The organism is Streptomyces sp. DSM 110735, assembly GCF_016482685.1.
GTDB lineage: Bacteria > Actinomycetota > Actinomycetes > Streptomycetales > Streptomycetaceae > Streptomyces.
The window spans coordinates 84091-105719 of the sequence record NZ_JACYHF010000009.1 but is presented as its reverse complement, the minus strand read 5'-3'; the positions used below and the strand labels follow the sequence as shown (position 1 = coordinate 105719).

Sequence of the window (21629 nt, the reverse complement as noted above, 5' to 3'; positions counted from 1 at the left end):
CCCCGGCGCCTCGTCCCCCATGTCCCGGAAGTTACACGCTTGTTCGACGTCGCGCCGCCACTATGCGGAGAAGTGCCCCGGACCGATGAAATCCGGGGCACTCGGGACGAGGCGGGGTGCGCTCAGCCGTCCTGCGCTCAGTCGTCCTGCGCGCTCAGTCGTCCGTGCCGAAGGCGAGCACCAGGTACTCCTTGCCGTAGGTCACCTTGTGCGCGAAGACCGCGGACATGAACAGACGGCCACCCGCGAACCGGAGTTCCGCGTAGTCGGGCGGCATGGTCGCCTCCGACTGGTGCACGTCACGGGTGGCCGGGTTCTCCAGCAGCTTGGTCGCCTTGAAGGAGGAGCCGTCGATGCTGAGGACCTGGCCGCCCTTGTCGTAGGGCGGGTGGTTGTAGGCGAGCAGGTTGGTGCCGTCCATGCGCAGCGGGTAGAGCGTGTAGCCGTTGCCCGCGGGGGCGCGCTGGCCGGTCTGCTTGCCGGTGGTCAGGTCGAAGGCGACGATCTCGTTGGTCTTGCTGTACTTGTCGCCCGTGCCGTCGTGCTCCTCGGTGGCGAGGTACAGCTTGCCGTTGCCCGCGACGACGCCCCGGCAGTCCTCGACCCGTGTGATGCTGTCGCACTTGCCCGCGTAGGTGTCGCCGGGTGCGGAGATCCGGGTGAGCAGCTTGCCGGTCTTGTTGTCGATGGAGAAGTAGTCCGAGATGCCGCTGCCGTCGCCCGCGCTGTCGCCCACGTCGGCGGCGACGACCAGGGGCTCGGTGGAGATCACGGAGGCGTACTCGATGCCGGGGGCCATCTTGTACTCGGAGAGCACCTTGCCGGACTTCGGGTCGATGGTCTGGATGTGCAGCGTCGGGTTGTCGTAGCCGCCGCACTTGCGGACCGCGACGAGCTTGGCGCCCCCGCCGTATCCGGCGTCGTAGCAGCCGTCGGACGGCTTGGGCTGCCAGAGCGCCTTGCCGGAGTCGATGTCGAACGCGGCGCCGCCCTCGTTGCTGCCCGCCGCGACGGTACGGCCCGAGACGGTGACGTTGTCGAAGGTGACGGGGAAGTCGCCCTCCCCCACCGTCTTCGTCCACAGCCGCGTGCCCTTGACGAGGTCCACGGCGGCGACCTGGCTGCAGCCCGCCCGGGTGTCGTTCATCTTCGGCTGGAAGACGATCGCGGTGCGTCCGTCGTCGGTGAGCTGCCTGCTCGCCGAGCAGACCGGACCGGGCAGCTTGAGCGTCCACTTGCGGGTGCCGTCGGCGGGGTCGTACCCGGTGATCTCCGCGACGCCCGACTTGGCGTACACCGTGTCCGTCAGCCAGGAACCCGCCGTCACGACGGTGTTCTTGGTCTGCGGCAGCGGCACCTGGAACAGCAGCTTGGCGCTGGGATCGGCCGGAGCCTTCTCCTTGCCGCCGCCCGCCGTCCCGCCGGAGCCGTTCTTCCCGCCGGTGCCGCCGGAGGAGTGCGCGGTGTTCTGCTTCCCGCCGCCGTCACCGGAGTTGGCGTACCAGAACCCGAGCCCCGCGATCAGCGCGATCGCGAGCACGGCGGCGACGACGATGTACACCACGGTCCGCTGCCCGCCCTGCTTCGGCGCGGGGTACGGCGCGGTGGGGTGCTGCGTGTACGGCGGCTGCGGCCCGCCCGGGTAGCCGTACGGCTGCTGCGGCTGCCCCGGGTAGGCGTAGCCGGGGGGCGGCGGAGCCTGGGGGTAGCCGTAGGGAGCCTGCGGCGGGGCGGCGGGGTGCGGTTGCGGGGCGGTGGGGTGGGCGTACGGCTGCGGGTAGGCGTAGCCGGGGGTGGGGCTGCCCTGCGGGACGGGACCGTAGCCGGGGGGCGCGCCGTATCCGCCGGGCTGGGGGGCGGCGGGGGGCGTGCCTTGGGGCGTGCCGTATCCGCCGGGCTGGTCCTGGGGTGCGCCGAATCCGGGCGCGGACGCGGGGGGCTGACCCTGGGGTGCGCCGAAACCGGGCTGGGGCGCGGCAGCGGGGGGCTGCGGCGCGCCGTATCCGCCGGGCTGCGGGGCGGCGGCGGGCGGCTGGGGCGCGCCGAACCCCGGCTGGGACGCGGGCGGTTGGGGTGCCGGTACCGGCGCGGTGGGCGGCTGGGGCGGGCCGAAGCCGCCCGGCTGGGGGACGGGCGCGAGTTGCGTGGTCGGGGGGTCCTGGGCGCCGGTCTGCGCGCCCGGGGATGCCTGCGAACCACCCTTGTCCGCATCGGAGTTGTCCCCGGCGGCAGCCGGAGTCGCGTCCACGGGCGGGACCGGCTTCAGCAGCGTGGTCGGCGGGTCCTGCGCCTCGGGCTCCTTGCTCAGGGACGCCGTGGAACCGCCTTGTGCGGCAGCGGAGTTGTCCGGGGGCTCGGCGGCAGGCTCGGGGGCGTCCGTCGGCGGGACGGGGGCGAGCTGGGTGGTCGGCGGGTCCTGGGTTTCCCGCTCCTTGCTCAGAGGCGCCTTGGAACCGCTTTGCGTGGCACCGGAGTTGTCCGGGGACTCGGGCGTGGCGGGGTCGGTCGGCTGCGAGGTGGCCGGGGACGGCTCCTGCGGTGCCGGAACCTGCGACGCCTCACCGGAGGTGTCCCGCTGGGGGTCGTTGGGGGGTGGCTGGGTCATGGGGTGGGTACCTCGGGGTGGGGAGGCGGGGCGTGGGTCACTTGCCGAACGCCATCATCAGCTTTTCTTTGTCGTCGTCGTTGCCGGTCAGCCGGTTCGAGGAGAGGTAGAACCGGCCGTCGGACCACGCGATCGCGCTGCTGAAGAAGGTGTTCTCGATCTCCGCGGTCGAGGACGGGTTCTGGAGCAGCGTGCCCGGCTTGTGCGAGGACCCGGCGGTCGGGATCGCGACGATCCGCCCCCCGGTGTCGTACGACGGGTGCACATAGGCGACGAGCTTGCCGCCCTCCGCCTTGATCGGCGTCATCGACTCGTCCGTGGGGGACTTGACGCGCCACTTCTCCTTGCCGGTGGCGAGGCTGACGGCGACGATCTCGTTGGGTCCGGTGGTCCTGCTGGTCGGCAGATAGAGCGTGTCGCCGGAGACGACGGCACCCTGGCAGCCCTGGAGCGCGCGGTTGAGCACCGCCCATCCGCAGCTCGTGGTGAACTTCTCGTCCACCTTCACCTCGGAGCGGAACGTGCCGCCGTCGGTCAGGGTGGAGATGTTCCACGCCTTCTTGTCGTCGTTGACGAGGTAGATCACCAGCGGGTTCACCGCGTACGCGTGCTGGACCCGCCAGCCCTTCTTGATCTTCTGTGTCCACTTCACCTTGCCGGTGACCGCGTCGAGCTGTCGTACCTCGTCGTGCTCGTCGCTGCGACCGGCGCCGCAGGAGGCGACCTGGACCAGCCGTCCGCCGCCGCCCGTGAAGCCGACCGGGAAGCAGTCCTCGCCGTACTTCTTGGACTCGTACATCTTGTGCCCGGTGCGGATGTCGAACGCGACGCCCGACTGCGAGCGCCCGACCAGCAGGGTGTTGCCGCTGGTGACGAGCTGCACGTTCATCGCGCTGTCGAACAGCCCGCCGTCGGGGACCTCGCCGTGCCAGCCCTTCTTGCCGGTGTCGAGGTCGATCTGCTGGAGCTGGTTGCACTTGGCGCGGTCGCTGACGCCGTTCATGTACCCGACGACGATCTTGCCGTCGGCGGGGTCCGGGGTGACCGCGCAGATCTTCTGCGGGAAGGAGATCGGCGCCCAGGCGGGGGTGCCGTCGGTCACGCGGTAGGCGAAGACCTGCTTGTACGCCGCCTTCACCGCCGTACGTCCGGTGATCCACATGCCCGGGGCGTCCGCGCCCGAACCGGGGGCGTCGGGGGCGGTCTTGTACCAGAGGACCTTCGCCTCGCCGGGCTTGCGGCCCGCGTTGAGGTCGTCGGTGTCGGAGCCGCCGTCGCCGCTGCCGTCGCCCGGGTCGACCGGGGCGGTGACGGTCGGCTTGGGGTCGTCGCTCTGGTGCGCGACGGGCTTCTTGCCGCCGGAGTCGCCGGAGGTCACGGCGTAGACCGTGCCGCCGACGAGGAGCAGCGCGGCGGCGACGGCGCCCGCGATGACGGCGACCTTCTTGCCGTTGCCGCCGGAGCCGGGCGGGGTGCCGGGGGCGCCGGGGTACGGCTGCTGCGGGTAGCCGTAGGGACCGGGCTGCTGGGCGTACGGACCGCCGGGCTGGGGCGGGTAGCCGTAGGGACCCGGCTGCTGGGCGTACGGACCCGGCTGCGCGTAGGGTCCGGGCGGCTGCTGCGGGAAGCCGTAACCGGGCTGCTGGGGCGGGGTGTTGGGCGGCTGCGCGGGGGGCGGGGGACCCTGCGGGGCGTTCTGCGGGGCGTTCTGCGGAGCGCCGAAACCGGGCTGCGGCGGACTCTGCGGAGGCGGACTCTGCGGCGGCTGACCCTGCGGAGGCTGGCCGTGCGGCGGTTGCGCCGGGGGCTGGTGGCCCTGCGGCGGCTGGTCCTGCGGTGCTCCGAATCCGCCCTGCGGCGGCTGACCGGGTGGCTGAGTCATCAGCGCTGTTCCCCCTCGTCCACTGATTTTTAGCCAAGTGCTCCGAGGCGGTGGCCGACCCGCAGGCCGGCGCGCGCTCCCCCGAACGGCTCTTTTCTATCACCCGCCGCCGACAGCACAGCAGCGCACGAGAGCCGGTCCTCCCAAGCGTTCCCAAGGGAGGACCGGCCCGTGATGCCGTCGTTACGCGTCCTCGGCCAACTCCAGCCAGCGCATCTCCAGTTCCTCGCGCTCGTCGGCGAGACCCCGGAGCTGGGCGTCGAGTTCGGCCACCTTGCCGAAGTCGGTGGCGTTGTCCGCGATGGCCGCGTGGAGCTTGGTCTCCTTCTCGGAGATCTTGTCCAACTGGCGCTCGATCTTCTGGAGTTCCTTCTTCGCGGCGCGCTGGTCGGCGGCGCTGCGCTCGGGGGCGGCGGCGCTCTTCGGGGCGGGAGCGGACGCGGCGACCGCCTCCTCCATCCGCTGCCGCCGCTCCAGATACTCGTCGATACCGCGCGGCAGCATCCGCAGCGTGCCGTCACCGAGGAGGGCGTACACCTTGTCGGTGGTGCGCTCGACGAAGAAGCGGTCGTGGGAGATGACGATCATCGATCCTGGCCAGCCGTCGAGGACGTCCTCCAACTGGTTGAGGGTCTCGATGTCGAGGTCGTTGGTGGGCTCGTCCAGGAAGAGGACGTTGGGCTCGTCCATGAGCAGGCGCAGCAACTGCAGACGGCGGCGCTCACCGCCGGAGAGGTCACCGACCGGCGTCCACTGCTTCTCCTTGCTGAAGCCGAAGGTCTCGCAGAGCTGACCCGCCGTCATCTCACGGCCCTTGCCGAGGTCGACGCGCTCACGCACCTGCTGCACGGCTTCCAATACCCGGGTGCTGGGGTCGAGTTCGGCGACCTCCTGGGAGAGGTAGGCGAGCTTGACCGTCCTGCCGACCGCGATGCGTCCGGCGGCGGGCTGCGCCTCGCCCTCGGTGCGGGCGGCCTGGGCCATGGCGCGCAGCAGGGAGGTCTTGCCCGCGCCGTTGACGCCGACCAGACCGATGCGGTCGCCGGGACCGAGCTGCCAGGTGACGTGCTGGAGCAGCAGCTTGGGACCCGCCTCGATGGAGACGTTCTCCAGGTCGAAGACCGTCTTGCCGAGCCGGGAGGAGGCGAACTTCATCAGCTCGCTGGTGTCGCGCGGCGGCGGCACGTCCTTGATCAGCTCGTTGGCGGCCTCGACGCGGAAGCGCGGCTTGGAGGTACGGGCGGGCGCGCCCCGGCGCAGCCAGGCCAGCTCCTTGCGCACGAGGTTCTGCCGCTTGACCTCCTCGGTGGCGGCGATGCGCTCGCGCTCCGCACGGGCGAAGACGTAGTCGGAGTAGCCGCCCTCGTACTCGTACACATCACCGCGCTGCACGTCCCACATGCGGGTGCAGACCTGGTCCAGGAACCAGCGGTCGTGGGTGACGCACACCAGCGCCGAGCGGCGCTCGCGCAGATGCCGGGCCAGCCAGGAGATGCCCTCGACGTCGAGGTGGTTGGTGGGCTCGTCCAGGACGACGAGGTCCTGCTCCTCGATGAGCAGCTTCGCCAGCGCGATACGGCGCCGCTCACCGCCGGAGAGCGGACCGATGACGGTGTCCAGCCCCTTGGGGAACCCGGGCAGGTCGAGCCCGCCGAACAGCCCGGTCAGCACGTCCCTGACCTTGGCGTTGCCCGCCCACTCGTGGTCGGCCATGTCCCCGATGACCTCGTGCCGGACGGTCGCCTCCGGATCGAGCGAGTCGTGCTGCGTCAGCACGCCGAGCCGCAGCCCCCCGGAGTGCGTCACCCGCCCGCTGTCGGCCTCCTCCAGCCGCGCGAGCATCCGGATCAGCGTGGTCTTCCCGTCCCCGTTCCGCCCGACGACCCCGATCCGGTCCCCCTCCGACACACCGAGCGAGACACCGTCCAGCAGGGCACGCGTGCCGTAGACCTTGCTGACGTTCTCGACATTGACCAGGTTGACGGCCATTTCACTCCTGTGCGCGCGGGGCGGATCAGCCTTCAAGCGTAGGGCCTGTAGTGGGGGTGGCGGATCGAGAGGGGGTGGTCACCCTGCGCGATGAGGTGCTCAGGTCTCCAACCGCTGATCAAGTGACTGTGGGTCGCTGGGGTGTCCCTCGATGAGGTGAACGGCGACCGATTCCCAGGGCCGCGCGCGCATGGAACGCATGATCGGTGGTGGCGGCTGAGTACGAGGCGGCCAGGGGCGGCTGGGTCCTATGCAGGCACAGGGGACAAAAGGGAAGGGGAGCAGACGTGATCCGCACATACAAGTTCCTCCTTCGCCCCACGACCCGTCAGGCCCAGGCACTTCGCGAGATGCTGGCCAACCACTGCTCCCTCTACAACGGCGCGCTCCAGGAGCGCCGGGACGCCTACCGGCACAGTTCGATGACGAGAATCACGTACGGCGGCCAGTCCGCGCAGCTGAAGGAGATCCGCGCATTCGACCCTGAGCGGCAGGACCGCTGGTCCTTCTCCTCCCAGCAGGCCACGCTGCGCCGCCTCGACAGGGCGTTCACCGCGTTCTTCCGCCGCGTGAAGAGCGGTGCAACGCCCGGATACCCTCGCTTCAAAGGCGTTGGGCGCTTTGACACCGTCGTCTTTCCCAGGGACGGCGACGGCTGCCGCTGGCACTCCACCCCGCACGATCCGCAGACCCGCGTGCGGATCCAGGGCATCGGACACATCCGCGTTCATCAGCATCGCCCGGTCAAGGGGCGGGTGAAGACGGTCACGGTCAAACGCGAGGGAAGCCGCTGGTACGTCGTCCTGTCCTGCGACGTTCCCGCCGAACCCCTGCCACAGACGGACGCGGTCATCGGCATCGACATGGGCATCACCCACTTCCTGACCACATCGGACGGCAAGCACATCGCCAGCCCCCGCTTCCTCCGAGAAGCGGCCCAGGAACTCGCCGAGGCACAACGGCAGCTGGCGACGTTTCCCAGGCGTGCCAAACGGCGCACGAAGAAGCACCGCGCCGCCGCACGGAAGGTGGCCAGGATCCACGCGAAGATCCGGCGCCGACGCCTGGATCACGCGCACAAGACCGCTCTCATGCTTGTCCGCGACCACCAAGTGATCGCCCACGAACGGCTGAACGTCGCGGGCATGACCAAAGCGCCCGTACCCAAGCCCGACCCCGAACAGCCTGGCGCCTTCCTCCCGAACCAACGGGCCGCAAAAGCCGGGCTCAACAGGTCGATTCTCGACACGGGTTGGGGGGTGTTCCTCGCGATCCTCGCCAACAAGGCTGAAAGCGCCGGTCGGACCGTCGTCGCGGTGGACCCCCGCAACACCTCCCTCTCCTGCCCCAGCTGCGGGCATATCGCGAAGGGGAACCGCGTCACCCAGGCGAGGTTCGCGTGCATGGCGTGCCGCTTCACAGCAAACGCGGATCGCGTCGGCGCTCTGAACATCCTCAACAGGGGCCGGGCCGGCCCTCTGCGACGCTGCACAGCCAGCGATCCAGGAAGCCCTCGCGTGCACGCGAGGGTGGGGTCACGGGAGGAACCATGACCGAGTCCGAGTCGGCATCGCAGTACAGCCGCTGGCACGTGCCGCCCAAAGACGGCTTCACCGTGGACGACCTGCTCACGATGCCCGGCCTTCCGCCGCATATTCAGCTGATCGACGGCACCCTGGTACTCGCGCGGCCGCAGTCCACGTACCACTCCGTCGGGGTCGACCTGCTGGTGAGCGGCCTTCGTGCCGACCGACCGGACGAGTACAAGGTCAGTCGGCAAATGACCGTCATCCTCGATGAGCACAACGGTCTCGAACCAGATGTCATCGTGACCTGGGCCGACGCACTCAGCGGGCGCGCCCAGGTCAGCTTCCTGGCCAAGGATGTCCTCCTGGCCGTCGAAGTCGTCTCGCCCGATTCCGAGTCCCGGGACCGCACGACCAAGCCGCAGAAGTACGCCGCCGCCGGAATTCCGAACTTCTGGCGCGTCGAGGCGACGAACGGCAAGCCCGTCGTCCATGTCTACGAACTCGACCCGCTCACCAGGTCCTACGTGCACATGGGCATGCACCGCGACCAGATCAAGGTCGACAAGCCCTATCTCATCGGCATCGATTTGACCGCCGTCGACCAGCTCTGACGCGTCAGACCACCAACGCCCCCGGCGCAGGACCGGACGCCACCCGTACCGTCCTGCACGTGCCGGAGGTCAGCAGCGCCTCCGCGACCTTCGTCGCCGATTCCGGGTCGCGGGTCAGGAAGGCGGTCGTGGGGCCGGAGCCGGAGACCAGGGTGGCGAGGGCGCCTGCCGCGTGGCCCGCCGCGAGGGTGGCGGCGAGTTCCGGGTAGAGGGAGAGCGCGGCGGGCTGGAGGTCGTTGGAGAGGGTGGCGGCGAGGGCGTCCGGGTCGCCCTTGGCGAGGGCGTCGAGGAGGTCCGGGGAGGCGACGGGTTCGGGGATGTCGCGGCCCTCGGCGAGGCGGTCGAACTCGCGGAAGACCGCCGGGGTGGACAGACCGCGCTCCGCCATCGCGAAGACCCAGTGGAAGCCGCCGCCGATGTCGAGCGGGGTGAGGCGTTCGCCGCGGCCGAGACCGAGAGCCGCGCCGCCGACCAGGCTGAAGGGCACGTCGCTGCCCAGCTCGGCGCAGATGTCGAGGAGTTCCGGGAGGGACGCCCCCGTGCGCCACAGCGCGTCGCAGGCGACCAGCGCGCCCGCGCCGTCCGCGCTGCCGCCCGCCATGCCCCCGGCGACCGGGATGTCCTTGGCGATGTGGATGTGGACCGCCGGTTCGATGCCCCGGCGCCCGGCGAGGGCGATCGCGGCACGCGCGGCCAGGTTGGTGCGGTCCAGCGGGACCGACGCGGCGTCCGGGCCCTCGCAGGTGATCCGGAGTTCGTCGGCGGGGGTCACGGTGACCTCGTCGTAGAGACCGACCGCGAGGAAGACGTTGGCGAGGTCGTGGAAGCCGTCGGGGCGTACGGCGCCGACCGCGAGCTGGACGTTGACCTTGGCCGGTACGCGTACCGTGACGCTCACGCGCCCGCCCCCTTGTGCTCCGCGATCCGCGCGAACTCCTCGACCGTCAGCGACTCGCCGCGCGCCTGCGGGGAGATCCCTGCCGCGACGAGAGCCGCCTCGGCGGCGGCTGCCGAACCGGCCCAGCCCGCGAGCGCGGCGCGCAGGGTCTTGCGGCGCTGCGCGAAGGCGGCGTCCACGACCGCGAAGACCTGCTTCTTGGTGGCGGTGGTCTCGATCGGCTCGGTGCGGCGGACCAGCGAGACGAGCCCGCTGTCGACGTTCGGCGCGGGCCAGAAGACGTTGCGCCCGATGGCACCGGCGCGCTTGACCTCGGCGTACCAGTTCGCCTTCACCGACGGCACGCCGTACACCTTGGAGCCGGGCGCGGCGGCGAGCCGGTCGGCGACCTCGGACTGGACCATCACCAGGGTGCGCTCGATGCTCGGGAAGGTGTCGAGCATGTGCAGCAGCACGGGGACGGCGACGTTGTAGGGCAGGTTCGCGACGAGCGCGGTGGGCGGCGGGCCCGGCAGCTCCTCGACGAGCATCGCGTCGGAGTGGACGAGCGCGAACCGGGCGGCGCGTTCGGGCATCCGGGCGGTGATGGTCGCGGGCAGCGCGGCGGCGAGCACGTCGTCGATCTCGACGGCGGTGACCCGGTCGGCTGCCTCCAGCAGGGCGAGGGTGAGGGAGCCGAGACCCGGTCCCACCTCGACCACCACGTCGTCGTCGCGCACTCCGGCGGTGCGGACGATGCGGCGGACCGTGTTGGCGTCGATCACGAAGTTCTGACCGCGCTGCTTGGTGGGCCGGACGCCGAGCACGGCCGCCAGTTCGCGGATGTCGGCGGGTCCGAGCAGGGCGTCGGGGGTGGGGCTACTCACGGAACAAGGGTACGGGGCGGCGGGGCGCCTCCCGCGCGGCGGACTCCCGCGACGGGGGCGTACGGCGTCGCGGGAACGCCCGGTCCCTGTTCCGTACGGCGTCGCGGGAGGGGCAGGTCCCCGCTCCGTACGACCGCGCAGCGCGCCCGTTCAGCCGCGCAGCCGTCCCCCGCAGTGCGGCCACGGGCTGGCTCCCTGTCGCTGGTAGAGCTTCTTGGCACGGTAGGTCTGCTCCTCGGCCGGGGCGTCCTGGGGGCGGCCGTGGCCGCCGAGGCTGTGCCAGGTAGGGGCGTCGAACTGGTAGAGCCCGCCGTAGGTGCCGGAGGGGTCGACGGCGTCGGGGCGCCCGCCGGACTCGCAGACGGCGAGGGCGTGCCAGTTGAGGTGGTCGCCGCCGCTCGGGGTGGCGGGGCGCGGGCGGGTGCCGAACCGGACCTTCCCGCGGCGCGGCTCGCGCACCACCTCGGTGCCCTCCAGGCGGGGGCGCTGCCGTACGCCGTTGACGGTGCGCACCAGATAGGTGGACCGGCGCAGCCCGGGGCTGCCCTGGCGGTCGACGACCTCGGTGCCCTGGAAGAGGTCGGGGTCCTCGGTGCGCTCCACGGCGTATGCGAGGGGTTCCTCGCGGACCTCGCGGGTGCCGGTCACGCGGAGCACGGTGACCGTCTGGCCGTCGCGCGGGAAGCTCGTGGCGGGCACGGAGGTGGTGTCCTCGCCGTGCAGCTCGATCCCGGCGTCGTCGAGCGCCTCGGCGACGGTGGCGGCGTTGGTGCGGACGGTGCGGCTGCGCCCGTCGGCGACGATCGTGACGGTGCGCTCGGTGCGGACGTCGAAGCGGAGCCCGGCGCGCCCGATGGGCTGGGAGCGGGAGACGGAGAGGTAGGCGCCCTCGGCGCGCACCCCGAACTGCCGCAGCGCCTCCTCCACGGTGCCGGCGGTCGTCCACACCGTGCGCCGCTCGCCGTCGATGGTGAGCCGGAGCGGGCGGCCGTGCCGGACGGTGATCTCGTCGCCGTCGGCGAGCGGGGTGCCGGGGGCGGGGGCGACCACGTCGTGCCGTCCGAGGCGGACGCCCTCGTCCTCCAGCAGCCCGGTGACGTCGTCGGCGAAGGTGTGCAGGGTGCGGTGGCCGCCGTCCACGGTCAGCTCGACGGACTTGTCCTCGGCGACGAACGCGCTGGTGCCGCCCGCGAGGAAGGCGACGACGAGCGCCTGCGGGACGAGCCTGCGCACGGCGGAGTCGGGGCGCTCGCCGGACCAGGAGCCTGACCTGGAGCCGGTCCTGGAGCCGGACCGAGAGCCGGACCCGGCGCGGGTCCTGGCCCGTCTGCGCGCCGCGCGTCCGCCCGCCGCCGCCTCGTCGTACACGTCCGGCGCGGGTCTGGGCACCGGCAGCGCGGGCTCGGTGGCGAGGTACGCCTCGGACTCGTAGGCGGGGCGGTAGGTGTCCCGGCCGCCGGGCAGGTCGTACGGCAGGGTGTCCGCGCCGTGCAGGGCGGTGCCGGGGTCGGCCACCGTGGGCGCGACGCTCCCGTGGGTGCCGTGCGGACCCACGGGGCCGTACGTCTCGTACTGCGACTTGGTCACGCCGACACACGCTCCAGAAGGCCAGGGGTCCGGATCGGGCCCCCAGAACCTAGCGGAGCGGGCGTCACTCTCCAAAGCGACGCGACTACGGTCCGTCGTGCCTCGAACGGGCGCTCCATACCCGCCTCGAACGGGCGCTCAGTACCCGAAGGCGCGCGCCGTGTTCGCGGCGAGCGCGGTGGCGAGGGTGTCCTCGTCGGTGCCGCGTACGGCGGCCATGGCGCGCACGGTGACCGGGATCAGGTACGGCGCGTTCGGGCGCCCCCGGTACGGCGCCGGGGTCAGGAAGGGCGCGTCGGTCTCGACCAGGATCAGCTCCGCGGGGGCCACGGCGAGCGCGTCGCGCAGGTTCTGGGCGTTCTTGAAGGTGACGTTGCCCGCGAAGGACATGTAGTAGCCCTCGCGGGCGCAGATCTCCGCCATGTCGGCGTCGCCGGAGTAGCAGTGGAAGACGGTGCGCTCGGGGGCGCCCTCCTCCTTCAGGACGCGCAGGACGTCGGCGTGGGCGTCGCGGTCGTGGATGACGAGTGCCTTGCCGTGCCGCTTGGCGATCTCGATGTGGGCGCGGAAGGAGCGCTCCTGCGCCTCCTTGCCCTCCGGACCGGTGCGGAAGTAGTCGAGCCCGGTCTCGCCCACGCCCTTGACCTGCGCGAGCGCGGCGAGTCGGTCGATCTCGGCGAGGGCGTCGTCGAGCGCCGCGTCGCCGCCCGCGACCCGCGCGCCCTGCCTGGACCAGCCGTCGGGGTCTCCGTGGACGATGCGCGGCGCCTCGTTCGGGTGAAGGGCGACGGCCGCGTGGACGCCGTCGTGCGCGGCGGCCGTCTCGGCGGCCCAGCGGGAGCCCGCGAGGTCGCAGCCGACCTGGACGACGGTCGTCACCCCCACGGACGCGGCTTTCGCCAGACCCTCCTCAACAGTGCCGGACTGCATGTCGAGGTGGGTGTGCGAGTCGGCCACGGGCACCGCCAGGGGTGCCGGGAGCGGCGGGGCAGCGTGCTTGTCGTCCTGGGCGGGACCGGCGTTCGAAGGCATGTGCCGATCCTACGGAAAAGCCGCCCTCAGCTCGCCCGGCGCTGGAAGGGATGCAGCAGGTCGGAGAGGTGCCAGTGGTGCGGCTCCGCCTCCGGGGGCGGCGCGGCGACAGGGCGTACGGCGTGCGACCCGGGCTGGGCGCAGGCGCGCACCGACGACACCTGTCCGGCGCGCATGATCCGCACCACGTGTCCGTCGCAGTTCTGGCACGCCGGGCGGCTCAGCGGGGACGGCACGACCCGCCCCTCCGCGACGTACCGGACGCACTCGTGGCCCTCGGTGTCGGTGTGGTGGGCTATCTCGTACGACTGCTCCCAGCCGTGCCCGCAGCTCATGCAGGCGAAGGAATACGACTCGTGAACAACGGCGCCGGCCGTCGCCCGGAGGCCGACCGTTCCTGCGATCTCGCTCATGCCCGCTCCTCTTGTCCGCCGGAGGCGAGGGACGAGGTGGTCCCTTCGACCAGTGGACGCCGGACCGTGAGCGAGCGCATCCGTCCTGTCGAGTGTTGGACCCGTTTTGGGCCGCCCTTGCCGAAACGCCCCTGTGGCAGGGGGCAGCCCTTTGCCTGGGACCCGCCCCTTTTGCCCGTGCATGGGGCGCACCTCCGGCGCACCGGAGAGGGACGGGTACGCCTCTCAGCCCTGCGGCTTCTTCGACGCCACCACCGCGTCGAACACCACCCGCTTGGGCAGCCCCGCCTCGGCGGCGACCGCGGCGATCGCCTCCTTGCGGCGCTCCCCCGCCTCCTCGCGGACGCGGACGCGGCGGACGAGTTCGGTGGCGTCCAGGTCCTCGGGACCGGGTTCGGGGGCGCCCTCGACGACGACGGTGATCTCGCCGCGGACGCCGTCGGCCGCCCAGGCGGCGAGGTCGGCGAGACCCCCGCGCTTGACCTCCTCGTAGGTCTTGGTCAGCTCGCGGCAGACGGCGGCGCGGCGGTCGGCGCCGAAGACCTCGGACATCGCGGCGAGCGTGTCGTCCAGGCGGTGCGGTGCCTCGAAGTAGACGAGGGTGCGGCGCTCGCTCTCGACCTCGCGCAGCCGGGAGAGCCGTTCGCCCGCCTTGCGCGGCAGGAAGCCCTCGAAGCAGAAACGGTCCACCGGCAGCCCGGACAGGGCGAGCGCGGTGAGGACGGCGGAGGGTCCGGGCACCGCGGTGACCTTGACGTCCTTCTCGACGGCCGCCGCGACCAGCCGGTACCCGGGGTCGGAGACCGAGGGCATCCCCGCGTCCGTGACGAGCAGCACCCGCGCCCCGCCGAGCAGTTCCTCGACCAGCTCGGGGGTGCGCGCGGACTCGTTGCCCTCGAAGTACGACACGACGCGCCCGCGCGGCGTCACCCCCAGGGCCTGGGTGAGGCGGCGCATGCGGCGCGTGTCCTCGGCGGCGATCACGTCGGCGCCCGCCAGCTCCTCGGCCAGCCGGGGCGGGGCGTCCGCGACGTCGCCGATGGGGGTACCTGCGAGGACAAGGGTTCCAGTCACGCCCCCATCCTCCCAGGGCCCCGGGGGCGGACGGAAAACGATCGCGTCCCAATCGGTACCGCACATGCGCGGGACTCCCACAGCACGTTTCCCTACCATGGCGCGGTGACCAGTACCGCGTCCTCCACGGACCTCCGGCAGGGCCAGGCGCCGCCCGACGACGAGCGGCCCTCCTGGCAGCGGCGGCTGCGCCGATTCGGCTACGCGCCCGCGGGAGGCGCGCCGGGAGGGGACGACGTACGCGACCGCCTGGTGCCGCCGTACGCCGAGCCCTCACCGCGCCTGTGGCAGGTCCTTGGCGCGCCCCCGCTGCTCGCGGACCGGATCACCCGCTGGTCGGCGTGGGGCGGCCCGCTGCTCGTCACGCTCCTCGCGGGCGTGCTGCGCTTCTGGAACCTGGGCAGCCCGCGGGCGGTGATATTCGACGAGACGTACTACGCCAAGGACGCGTGGGCCCTCGTCCACCGCGGCTTCGAGGTCAACTGGGACAAGAACGCCAACGACGCCGTCCTCCAGACGCACGGCCACCTCTCCATCCCGCTGGACGCGGCGTACGTCGTGCACCCGCCGGTCGGCAAGTACGTGATCGGGATCGGCGAGCTGCTCTTCGGGTTCGACCCGTTCGGCTGGCGGTTCATGACCGCGCTGCTCGGCACGCTGAGCGTGCTGATGCTCTGCCGGATCGGGCGGCGGATGTTCCGCTCGACGTTCCTCGGCTGCCTCGCGGGTCTGCTGATGGCGCTCGACGGTCTGCACTTCGTGATGAGCCGCACCTCGCTGCTCGACGGGGTGCTGATGTTCTTCGTGCTGGCGGCGTTCGGCTGCCTGATCCTGGACCGGGACCGCTCCCGCGCGAAACTCGCCGCCGCGCTCCCGGTGGACCAGGACGGTCGCGCCCGCCCGGACGCGGAGGTCGCGGACCGCTTCCGCTTCGGCTGGCGCCCCTGGCGCTGGGCGGCGGGTCTGATGCTGGGTCTGGCCTTCGGCACCAAGTGGAACGGTCTGTACATCCTGGCCGCGTTCTGCGTGATGGCGGTGCTGTGGGACGTCGGCGCGCGCAAGGTCGCGGGCGCCCGGCACCCGTACGAGGCGGTGCTGAGGTACGACACCGGCATCACGTTCCTCGCGACGGTTCCCGTGACGATCGCGGTGTACACGGCGTCCTGGATCGGCTGGATCCTCTCCCCCGCCGACGGCACCGGCGGCTACTTCCGCGACTGGGCGGCGACCGCGGGCAAGGGCGGCTCCTGGACCTTCCTGCCGGACTGGCTGCGCAGCCTGTGGCACTACGAGCACGAGGTCTACGAGTTCCACGTCCACCTGTCGTCCCCGCACACCTACCAGTCCAACCCGTGGAGCTGGCTCGTGCTGGGCCGCCCGGTGTCGTACTTCTATGAGTCCCCCTCCGCCGGGACCGACGGCTGCCCGGCGGACACGGCGGGCAAGTGCGCCCGCGAGGTGCTGGCCATCGGCACCCCGGCGCTGTGGTGGGCGGGCTGCGCGGCGCTGCTGTACGTGCTGTGGCGCTGGGCGTTCCGCCGCGACTGGCGCGCCGGTGCCATCGCCTGCGGTGTCGCGGCGGGGTATCTGCCCTGGTTCATGTACCAGGAGCGGACGATCTTCCTCTTCTACGCGGTCGTCTTCGTGCCGTTCCTCTGTCTCGCGGTGGCGATGATGATCGGCGCGATCATCGGTCCGGCGCACTCGTCCGACACCCGCCGCGTGGTCGGCGCGACGGGCGCGGGCGTCCTGGTCCTGCTGATCGCCTGGAACTTCATCTACTTCTGGCCACTGTTCACGGGGACCGCGATCCCGCTGGACCAGTGGCGGTCGCGGATGTGGCTGGACACCTGGGTGTAGCCCGTTCCCTCGGGTGTGAACGTTTCCTGTCGACGGCCCGGCGGCTCACCGCCGGGCCGTCGACGTTTCCTGGACGGGGTACTCGGCGAGCAGCGTCTCGGCTGCCTTCTCGCTGATCAGGTAGACGGCGGAGGCGATGAACAGACCCGGGATGTCGGGGAAGACGGAGGCGTCGACCACGCGCAGTCCCCGCACTCCGCGCACCCGGAAGTCGCCGTCGAGCACGGCGGAGGGGTCGCCGTCGGCGCCGATCTTCGCGGTGCCGCAGGCGTGGTGGCCCCAGGACTGGGTGCGGATCCACTCCTCCAGTTGACCGGCGGTGCGGACCTCGGGACCTGGGACCAGTTCGCGGGCGACTCCGGCGTCGGCGGCGTGGGCGATCACGTCGCGGGCGATCTCGATGCCGTCGACCATCCCGCGCAGGTCCTCCTGCCAGCCGGGGGTGCCCTCGGAGAAGTAGTGGAACCGGATGTCCGGCGGCTCGGCGGGGTCGGCGGAGCGCAGGCTCACCACGCCGCCCCGGTTCTTGGTGTGCCCCTTGAGGACGACGACGGCCAGCCGGTCGCGGGCGTGCGAACCGTCCTCGGCGTAGCCCGGGTAGTAGCCGTGGAAGTCGACGGGCAGCACCAGCAGCATGAGGTCGGAGTCGCCGTCGGCGACGCTCGACTCGGCGATGATCGTCGCCAGCAGCCCGTTGGTCGAGTACGGACCGCCGTGGTCGTCGTCCCACTCGCCGATCAGCGCGTCGCGGGGTTCCCCGTCGGTGGGGACGTTCAGTGAGGAACCCTCGAACAGGGCGTAGTCGTGATCGAGTTCGGCGACCACGGACGCCTCGTAGCGGTCGTGGAGGTTGCGTCCCACGCCGGGGGCGTCGACGCGCACGGGGATGCCGAGCCGCTCCAGTTCCGCGCGGGGTCCGATGCCGGAGAGCATGAGCAGTTGGGGCGTGTTGTAGGTGCCGCCCGCCAGGACGACCTCCTTGGTGGCGCAGGCGGCCTTCTCGGCGCCCTCGGCGCTCTCGTCCTCGGTCCCGTCGGCCGGGTCGGGGTCGAGACGGCAGGTCTCCCGCGAGGAGGCGCCGTACGCCCGGTGCTGCTCGCGGTAGGCGACGCCCACCGCCCGGTCGCCGTCGAAGAGCACCCGGGTCACCAGCGCGTCCGTCCTGATCGTCAGCCGGTCCCCGACCTGCCGCCGCACGGCGAGCAGCCGCTCGCGGGAGCCGTTGCGCACCCCGTCGTCCACGGCGGTCGGGACGAACCCCATGCCCTGGAAGTCGGGCGGGGTGTCGGCGGCGTTCGGGTCGCGGGGCAGCGGCACGTCGTCGGGGATGCCGAAGCGGTCGCGGGCGGTCCGCTCCACCGCGCCGATGATGTCGAGGAACTTCGGCTCGCGCCCGGCCAGACCCGGGTCGGCGCGGGTCGTGCCGAGCCAACCGTCGGTGCCGTGGCGGGACTTGGCGTCCCGCTCGGCGGGTGTCTCGCCGGGCAGGGGCTCGGCGTCCTTGCCCTGCCAGTGCTCAAGGCGCCGGAACCGCTCGCGCATCGCCTCGGTGGACCAGCCGGTGTCGCCGGTCAGCTCCACCAGCCGCTCCCACTCCTTGCCCTGAGGAAAGAGGGTGATGAGCGCGTTCACCGTCGTGCTGCCGCCGAGGGAACTGCCCCGCGGATAGAGAACGCCGTTCTCCGCGTCGACGAATTTGCGGTCCTCGCGCTGGTTCTCCGGATCGTCCCAGTGCCGCACGAAGAAACTCCACGCCATGTCCGGATCTTCACTGGCGAAAGCCTGCATGATCGGAATGGAATAGTACGGGCACGCGTGGTCGTCACCGGCTTCGAGCACCAGCACGCGATGCCCGGCCAGGGCGAGACCGGCGGCAAGCGGACCGCCTCCGGCGCCGGAGCCGACCACGACGAAGTCGAATTCCTGGGATGTTTCAAGCGGTTGCCGAGCCATACGACGCCTCCTCCCGACCACTGTGCACCTGCGGAAAGAGGCTCGCCACCCATCGCCGCGCAGCCCCTCTGACAGGCTCGTACGCGCGGGTTAGCCTGGGCGAGGGGTGCCCCGAACCATCGCCGACACAAGGGTGTGAGCATGATGGCAACGGCTTCCGGCGAGCTGAGCAAGGACCCGACTCCGGACCCGGCCGAGGACAACGCCTATTTCCCCTCGCCGTATTCGCTGAGTCAGTACACCTCACCGAAGACCGATTTCGACGGCGTCAAGCACAAGGACGCCTATTCCGGCGACAAAAAGGTCCTGATGATCGCCTCGGCGGAACGCTACGTCCTGCTGCAGAACGGCAAGATGTTCTCCACCGGCAACCACCCCGTCGAGATGCTGCTGCCCGCGCACCATCTGATGGAGGCGGGCTTCGACATCGACGTGGCCACCGTGGGCGGCTATCCGGCGAAGCTGGAACTGTGGGCGCTGCCGGAGGAGGACAAAGCCGTCATGTCCACCTACGAGGCACTCAAGCCGAAGCTCAAGAGCCCCCTGGACCTCGCGGACGTCGTCGCGGACGACCTCGGCGAGGACTCGCCGTACATCGGTGTGTTCATCCCCGGCGGGCACGGCGCCGTGGTGGGGCTGCCGAGGAGCGAGGAGGTGACGCGGACGCTGGACTGGGCGCTGGCGAACGACAAGTACGTCATCACCCTGTGCCACGGTCCCGCGGCGCTGCTCGCCGCCTCCCTGGGCAAGACGGAGTCGCCGTTCAAGGGCTACTCGGTCTGCGTCTTCCCCGACGCGCTCGACGAGGGACCCAACCTGGAGATCGGCTATCTGCCCGGACGCCTGGAGTGGCTGGTCGCCGACCTGCTGCGCGAGCAGGGACTGAACGTCGTCAACGACAAGATGACCGGCCAGGTCCACCAGGACCGCAAACTCCTCACCGGCGACAGCCCGCTCGCCTCCAACGCCCTCGGTCTGCTGGCGGCGGACACGCTGGTGGAGGCGGTACGGGACGAAGGCTGAGAAGCAGGACGGGAACGGGACCGTGACGGCAGGCGGTACCCGCCCATACGCCAGGTTTCGCCACCCCCACGCGTCCCTCGCCTGCGGTTTCTCCATTCGCCATCCGAACGCGCCAGTCGAACACCCCGGCGCCCGCCACCGGCAAACCGGGGCGAACCCCCCGTCGGCCCGGGCGCCGGACGCTTGAGCGAGGGGGGTCGAGTGGGGTTGTCTCTCTTCCCGGAGGCCCCAGGGGGAGAGCCTCCCGCACGGCCCCCGTGCCTTGAGGCCCGGCTCCGGAACGCACCCCGGAGCCGGGCCGGCGGCCGGGGGCCCCGGTGGGTCCGGCCGGTCCGACGTCGGCCGGACTCACCCCTGCGCACCCCGGCGAGGACGCCGCCGCGCCACGACGGATACGCGCACGCCACGGCACTCAGCCGCGCAACATCTCCATTCGGTCAACAATCGACAACTCTCGTCACGAGGGACCCACGAGCGGTCCACGAACGCATACAGTTCCTCCGCACCGATTTTTGAACGCGTTCAGTACATCGGGACGCATCGGTCACCACGGGGACACGGGGCTGGGGAGGGACGCGTCATGGGCAGGAAAGTCAAGGTCGCCGTCATCAGCGGGGTCTGCGTCGCGATGCTGAGCGGCGCGGGCTACGGCATGTACAACGTCGCCTCGGCGCTGGGCGGGGTCGGGGGCACCGGTGCGCCCAAGGTGAAGACCGGTCCGCCCGACAAGGATGAAGTGGCCGACACCAGCAGGGCGTTCTTCGCCGCCTGGACGAAGAACCAGCCCGAGCGGGCGGCGACGTACACCAACTTCCCCGAGGACGCCCAGCAGTTGCTGTCGGCGTACGGCGACGACGCGCACATCACCGGCGTCCGCATCACCCCCGGCACAGCCGACGGCACCACCGTGCCGTTCAAGGTGACCGCGAAGGTGTCGTACGGCGAGAAGTCTGAACCGATCTCCTACACCAGCAAGTTGACGGTCGTGCGCGGGGTGACCTCGCACCGTCCGCTGGTCGACTGGGCGCCCTCGGTGGTCTACCCCAAGCTGGAGAAGGGGGACACGCTGACCGTCGAGGAGGCGGCCACCCCGCAGATCGAGGCCGTGGACCGGGACGGCAGGGTGCTGACCCGGGAGAAGTACCCCTCGCTCGGACCGATCCTCGACGAACTCCGGGAGCGCTACGGGGACAAGGCGGGCGGGCGGGGCGGCGTGGAGCTGGTGATCCGTCACCAGGACGCGACACAGGGGGAGACCGCCGCCGACACCACCTTGATGACCCTGGTGAAGGGGCGGACCGGCAAGCTCAGGACCACGCTCAGCGCGGGCGCGCAGGCGGCTGCCGAGTCGGCGGTCGCCGGCTACACCAACTCCTCGGTGGTGGCGGTCAAGCCGAGCACCGGCGAGATCCTGGCGGTCGCCAACCACCGCGACGACGGCTTCAACGCGGCTTTCCTCGGGGAGCTGGCGCCCGGCTCCACCATGAAGATAGTCAGCGCCGCGACCCTCATCGACCACGGTCTGACCACGGCGAACGGTCCGGCGCCCTGCCCGCCCAGCGCCGTCTGGCAGAGCCAGACCTTCACCAACCTGACCGGTCTGACGCCCAACGAGCACGCCACCCTCTCCGAGAGCTTCGCCCGCTCCTGCAACACGGCGTTCGTGAAGTTCGCGGACGACGTGCATCCGGACTGGCTGACCAACGAGGCGGGGCAGCGGTTCGGGATCGGCCGTAACGACTGGAAGATCGGCGTCCCGTCCTTCGACGGCCGGGTGCCCGCGCCGGGCGGTCCCGACACGGCGGCGGGGCTGATCGGACAGGGCCAGGTGCAGATGAGCCCGCTGAACATGGCGTCGGTGACCGCGACCGCGATGACCGGGGTCTTCCGTCAGCCGGTGATCGTGCCGCTGAGCCTGGACGGCCGCAAGCCGGCCACCGCGCAGGGACTGCCCGCCGCCACGTCCCAGCAGTTGCGCGCGATGATGAACCGCACCGCCCGCTCCGGCACCGCCGCGGGCGTGATGGGGCGGATGAGCGGCGTCATCGGCGCCAAGACCGGCTCCGCCGAGGTGGACAGCCAGACGAAGTCCAACAGTTGGTTCACCGGGTACCGCGACGACGTGGCCGCCGCGGCGGTCACCGAGGACGGCGGCCATGGCATCGACGCCTCCGGTCCGATTGTCGCAAGAGTGCTACGGAGCATGGGCTGAGCGCGACCCCGCGCGCGGGGACTCTAGTGTGGTGCCGACGTCGGGGACGTGTGAGGGCTGCGGGGACCCTGGGGAGAGCGCGGAGGACTTGGAAC

15 protein-coding genes are annotated in these 21629 nt (G+C 71.5%); 5 read left to right on the top strand and 10 right to left on the bottom strand.

The window, feature by feature from the left end; all coding sequences use genetic code 11:
- Window positions 1–154 precede the first annotated feature (154 nt).
- The 3 genes from IF655_RS16535 to IF655_RS16525 all read right to left on the bottom strand — a co-directional run bounded on the left by IF655_RS16535 (window position 155) and on the right by IF655_RS16525 (window position 6476).
- Complete coding sequence (locus IF655_RS16535) at window positions 155–2605, bottom strand: PQQ-binding-like beta-propeller repeat protein (RefSeq protein ID WP_199585565.1); 2451 nt, start codon at window positions 2603–2605, stop codon at window positions 155–157.
- Window positions 2606–2642: 37 nt separating this feature from the next.
- A complete protein-coding gene (locus IF655_RS16530) occupies window positions 2643–4487 on the bottom strand; it encodes a PQQ-binding-like beta-propeller repeat protein (RefSeq protein WP_199585564.1) in 1845 nt (614 codons plus the stop codon).
- A gap of 183 nt (window positions 4488–4670) precedes the next feature.
- Window positions 4671–6476, bottom strand: a complete 1806-nt coding sequence (locus IF655_RS16525; protein WP_199585563.1) for an ABC-F family ATP-binding cassette domain-containing protein — start codon at window positions 6474–6476, stop codon at window positions 4671–4673.
- A gap of 287 nt (window positions 6477–6763) precedes the next feature.
- Here IF655_RS16525 and IF655_RS16520 point away from each other — a divergent pair, with 287 nt between their 5' ends.
- Entirely contained in the window at window positions 6764–8029 is a 1266-nt protein-coding gene (locus IF655_RS16520; protein WP_199585562.1) for an RNA-guided endonuclease TnpB family protein, read from the top strand.
- Window positions 8026–8616, top strand: coding sequence for a Uma2 family endonuclease (locus tag IF655_RS16515; protein ID WP_199585561.1), 591 nt, complete (start codon window positions 8026–8028; stop codon window positions 8614–8616). The genes IF655_RS16520 and IF655_RS16515 overlap by 4 nt, the downstream gene beginning before the upstream one ends.
- A gap of 4 nt (window positions 8617–8620) precedes the next feature.
- Here the strand turns inward: IF655_RS16515 and IF655_RS16510 are convergent, their stop codons facing one another.
- The 6 genes from IF655_RS16510 to rsmI form a co-directional block, all read right to left on the bottom strand.
- Window positions 8621–9514, bottom strand: a complete 894-nt coding sequence (locus tag IF655_RS16510; protein WP_199585560.1) for a 4-(cytidine 5'-diphospho)-2-C-methyl-D-erythritol kinase — start codon at window positions 9512–9514, stop codon at window positions 8621–8623.
- On the bottom strand, window positions 9511–10380 hold the full coding sequence (rsmA, locus tag IF655_RS16505) for a 16S rRNA (adenine(1518)-N(6)/adenine(1519)-N(6))-dimethyltransferase RsmA (RefSeq protein ID WP_199585559.1): 870 nt from the start codon (window positions 10378–10380) through the stop codon (window positions 9511–9513). The genes IF655_RS16510 and rsmA overlap by 4 nt, the downstream gene beginning before the upstream one ends.
- A gap of 150 nt (window positions 10381–10530) precedes the next feature.
- Window positions 10531–11967, bottom strand: a complete 1437-nt coding sequence (locus IF655_RS16500; RefSeq protein ID WP_199585558.1) for a resuscitation-promoting factor — start codon at window positions 11965–11967, stop codon at window positions 10531–10533.
- 138 nt (window positions 11968–12105) lie between these two features.
- Window positions 12106–12999: a TatD family hydrolase gene (locus IF655_RS16495; RefSeq protein WP_199585557.1), complete on the bottom strand. Its 894-nt coding sequence runs from the start codon at window positions 12997–12999 to the stop codon at window positions 12106–12108.
- Window positions 13000–13025: 26 nt separating this feature from the next.
- A complete protein-coding gene (locus tag IF655_RS16490; RefSeq protein WP_199585556.1) occupies window positions 13026–13412 on the bottom strand; it encodes a hypothetical protein in 387 nt (128 codons plus the stop codon).
- Window positions 13413–13637: 225 nt separating this feature from the next.
- Window positions 13638–14486, bottom strand: coding sequence for a 16S rRNA (cytidine(1402)-2'-O)-methyltransferase (gene rsmI, locus IF655_RS16485; RefSeq protein ID WP_199585555.1), 849 nt, complete (start codon window positions 14484–14486; stop codon window positions 13638–13640).
- A 105-nt stretch (window positions 14487–14591) separates the two neighbouring features.
- On the opposite strand from rsmI, the gene IF655_RS16480 reads away from it, so the two are divergent.
- Complete coding sequence (locus IF655_RS16480) at window positions 14592–16346, top strand: dolichyl-phosphate-mannose--protein mannosyltransferase (protein ID WP_199585554.1); 1755 nt, start codon at window positions 14592–14594, stop codon at window positions 16344–16346.
- Window positions 16347–16391: 45 nt separating this feature from the next.
- Here IF655_RS16480 and IF655_RS16475 read toward each other — a convergent pair whose 3' ends face one another.
- Window positions 16392–18299 carry a GMC family oxidoreductase gene (locus tag IF655_RS16475; RefSeq protein WP_199585553.1) on the bottom strand — a complete coding sequence of 636 codons (1908 nt, stop codon included), beginning with the start codon at window positions 18297–18299 and terminating at the stop codon, window positions 16392–16394.
- 141 nt (window positions 18300–18440) lie between these two features.
- Between IF655_RS16475 and hchA the strand changes: the two genes are divergently transcribed.
- Both hchA and IF655_RS16465 read left to right on the top strand, forming a co-directional pair.
- Window positions 18441–19322 carry a glyoxalase III HchA gene (hchA, locus tag IF655_RS16470; RefSeq protein ID WP_242488764.1) on the top strand — a complete coding sequence of 294 codons (882 nt, stop codon included), beginning with the start codon at window positions 18441–18443 and terminating at the stop codon, window positions 19320–19322.
- Window positions 19323–19902: 580 nt separating this feature from the next.
- Entirely contained in the window at window positions 19903–21534 is a 1632-nt protein-coding gene (locus IF655_RS16465; protein ID WP_199585552.1) for a penicillin-binding transpeptidase domain-containing protein, read from the top strand.
- The last annotated feature ends 95 nt before the right edge of the window (window positions 21535–21629 follow it).

Bases quoted from the DNA above. Each gene is read 5' to 3' on its own strand.
- IF655_RS16535 (WP_199585565.1), bottom strand. From the start codon at position 2,605: ATGACCCAGCCACCCCCCAACGACCCCCAGCGGGACACCTCCGGTGAG.
- IF655_RS16530 (WP_199585564.1), bottom strand. From the start codon at position 4,487: ATGACTCAGCCACCCGGTCAGCCGCCGCAGGGCGGATTCGGAGCACCG.
- IF655_RS16525 (WP_199585563.1), bottom strand. From the start codon at position 6,476: ATGGCCGTCAACCTGGTCAATGTCGAGAACGTCAGCAAGGTCTACGGC.
- IF655_RS16515 (WP_199585561.1), top strand. From the start codon at position 8,026: ATGACCGAGTCCGAGTCGGCATCGCAGTACAGCCGCTGGCACGTGCCG.
- IF655_RS16495 (WP_199585557.1), bottom strand. From the start codon at position 12,999: ATGCCTTCGAACGCCGGTCCCGCCCAGGACGACAAGCACGCTGCCCCG.
- IF655_RS16490 (WP_199585556.1), bottom strand. From the start codon at position 13,412: ATGAGCGAGATCGCAGGAACGGTCGGCCTCCGGGCGACGGCCGGCGCC.
- IF655_RS16475 (WP_199585553.1), bottom strand. From the start codon at position 18,299: ATGGCTCGGCAACCGCTTGAAACATCCCAGGAATTCGACTTCGTCGTG.
- hchA (WP_242488764.1), top strand. From the start codon at position 18,441: ATGATGGCAACGGCTTCCGGCGAGCTGAGCAAGGACCCGACTCCGGAC.
- IF655_RS16465 (WP_199585552.1), top strand. From the start codon at position 19,903: ATGGGCAGGAAAGTCAAGGTCGCCGTCATCAGCGGGGTCTGCGTCGCG.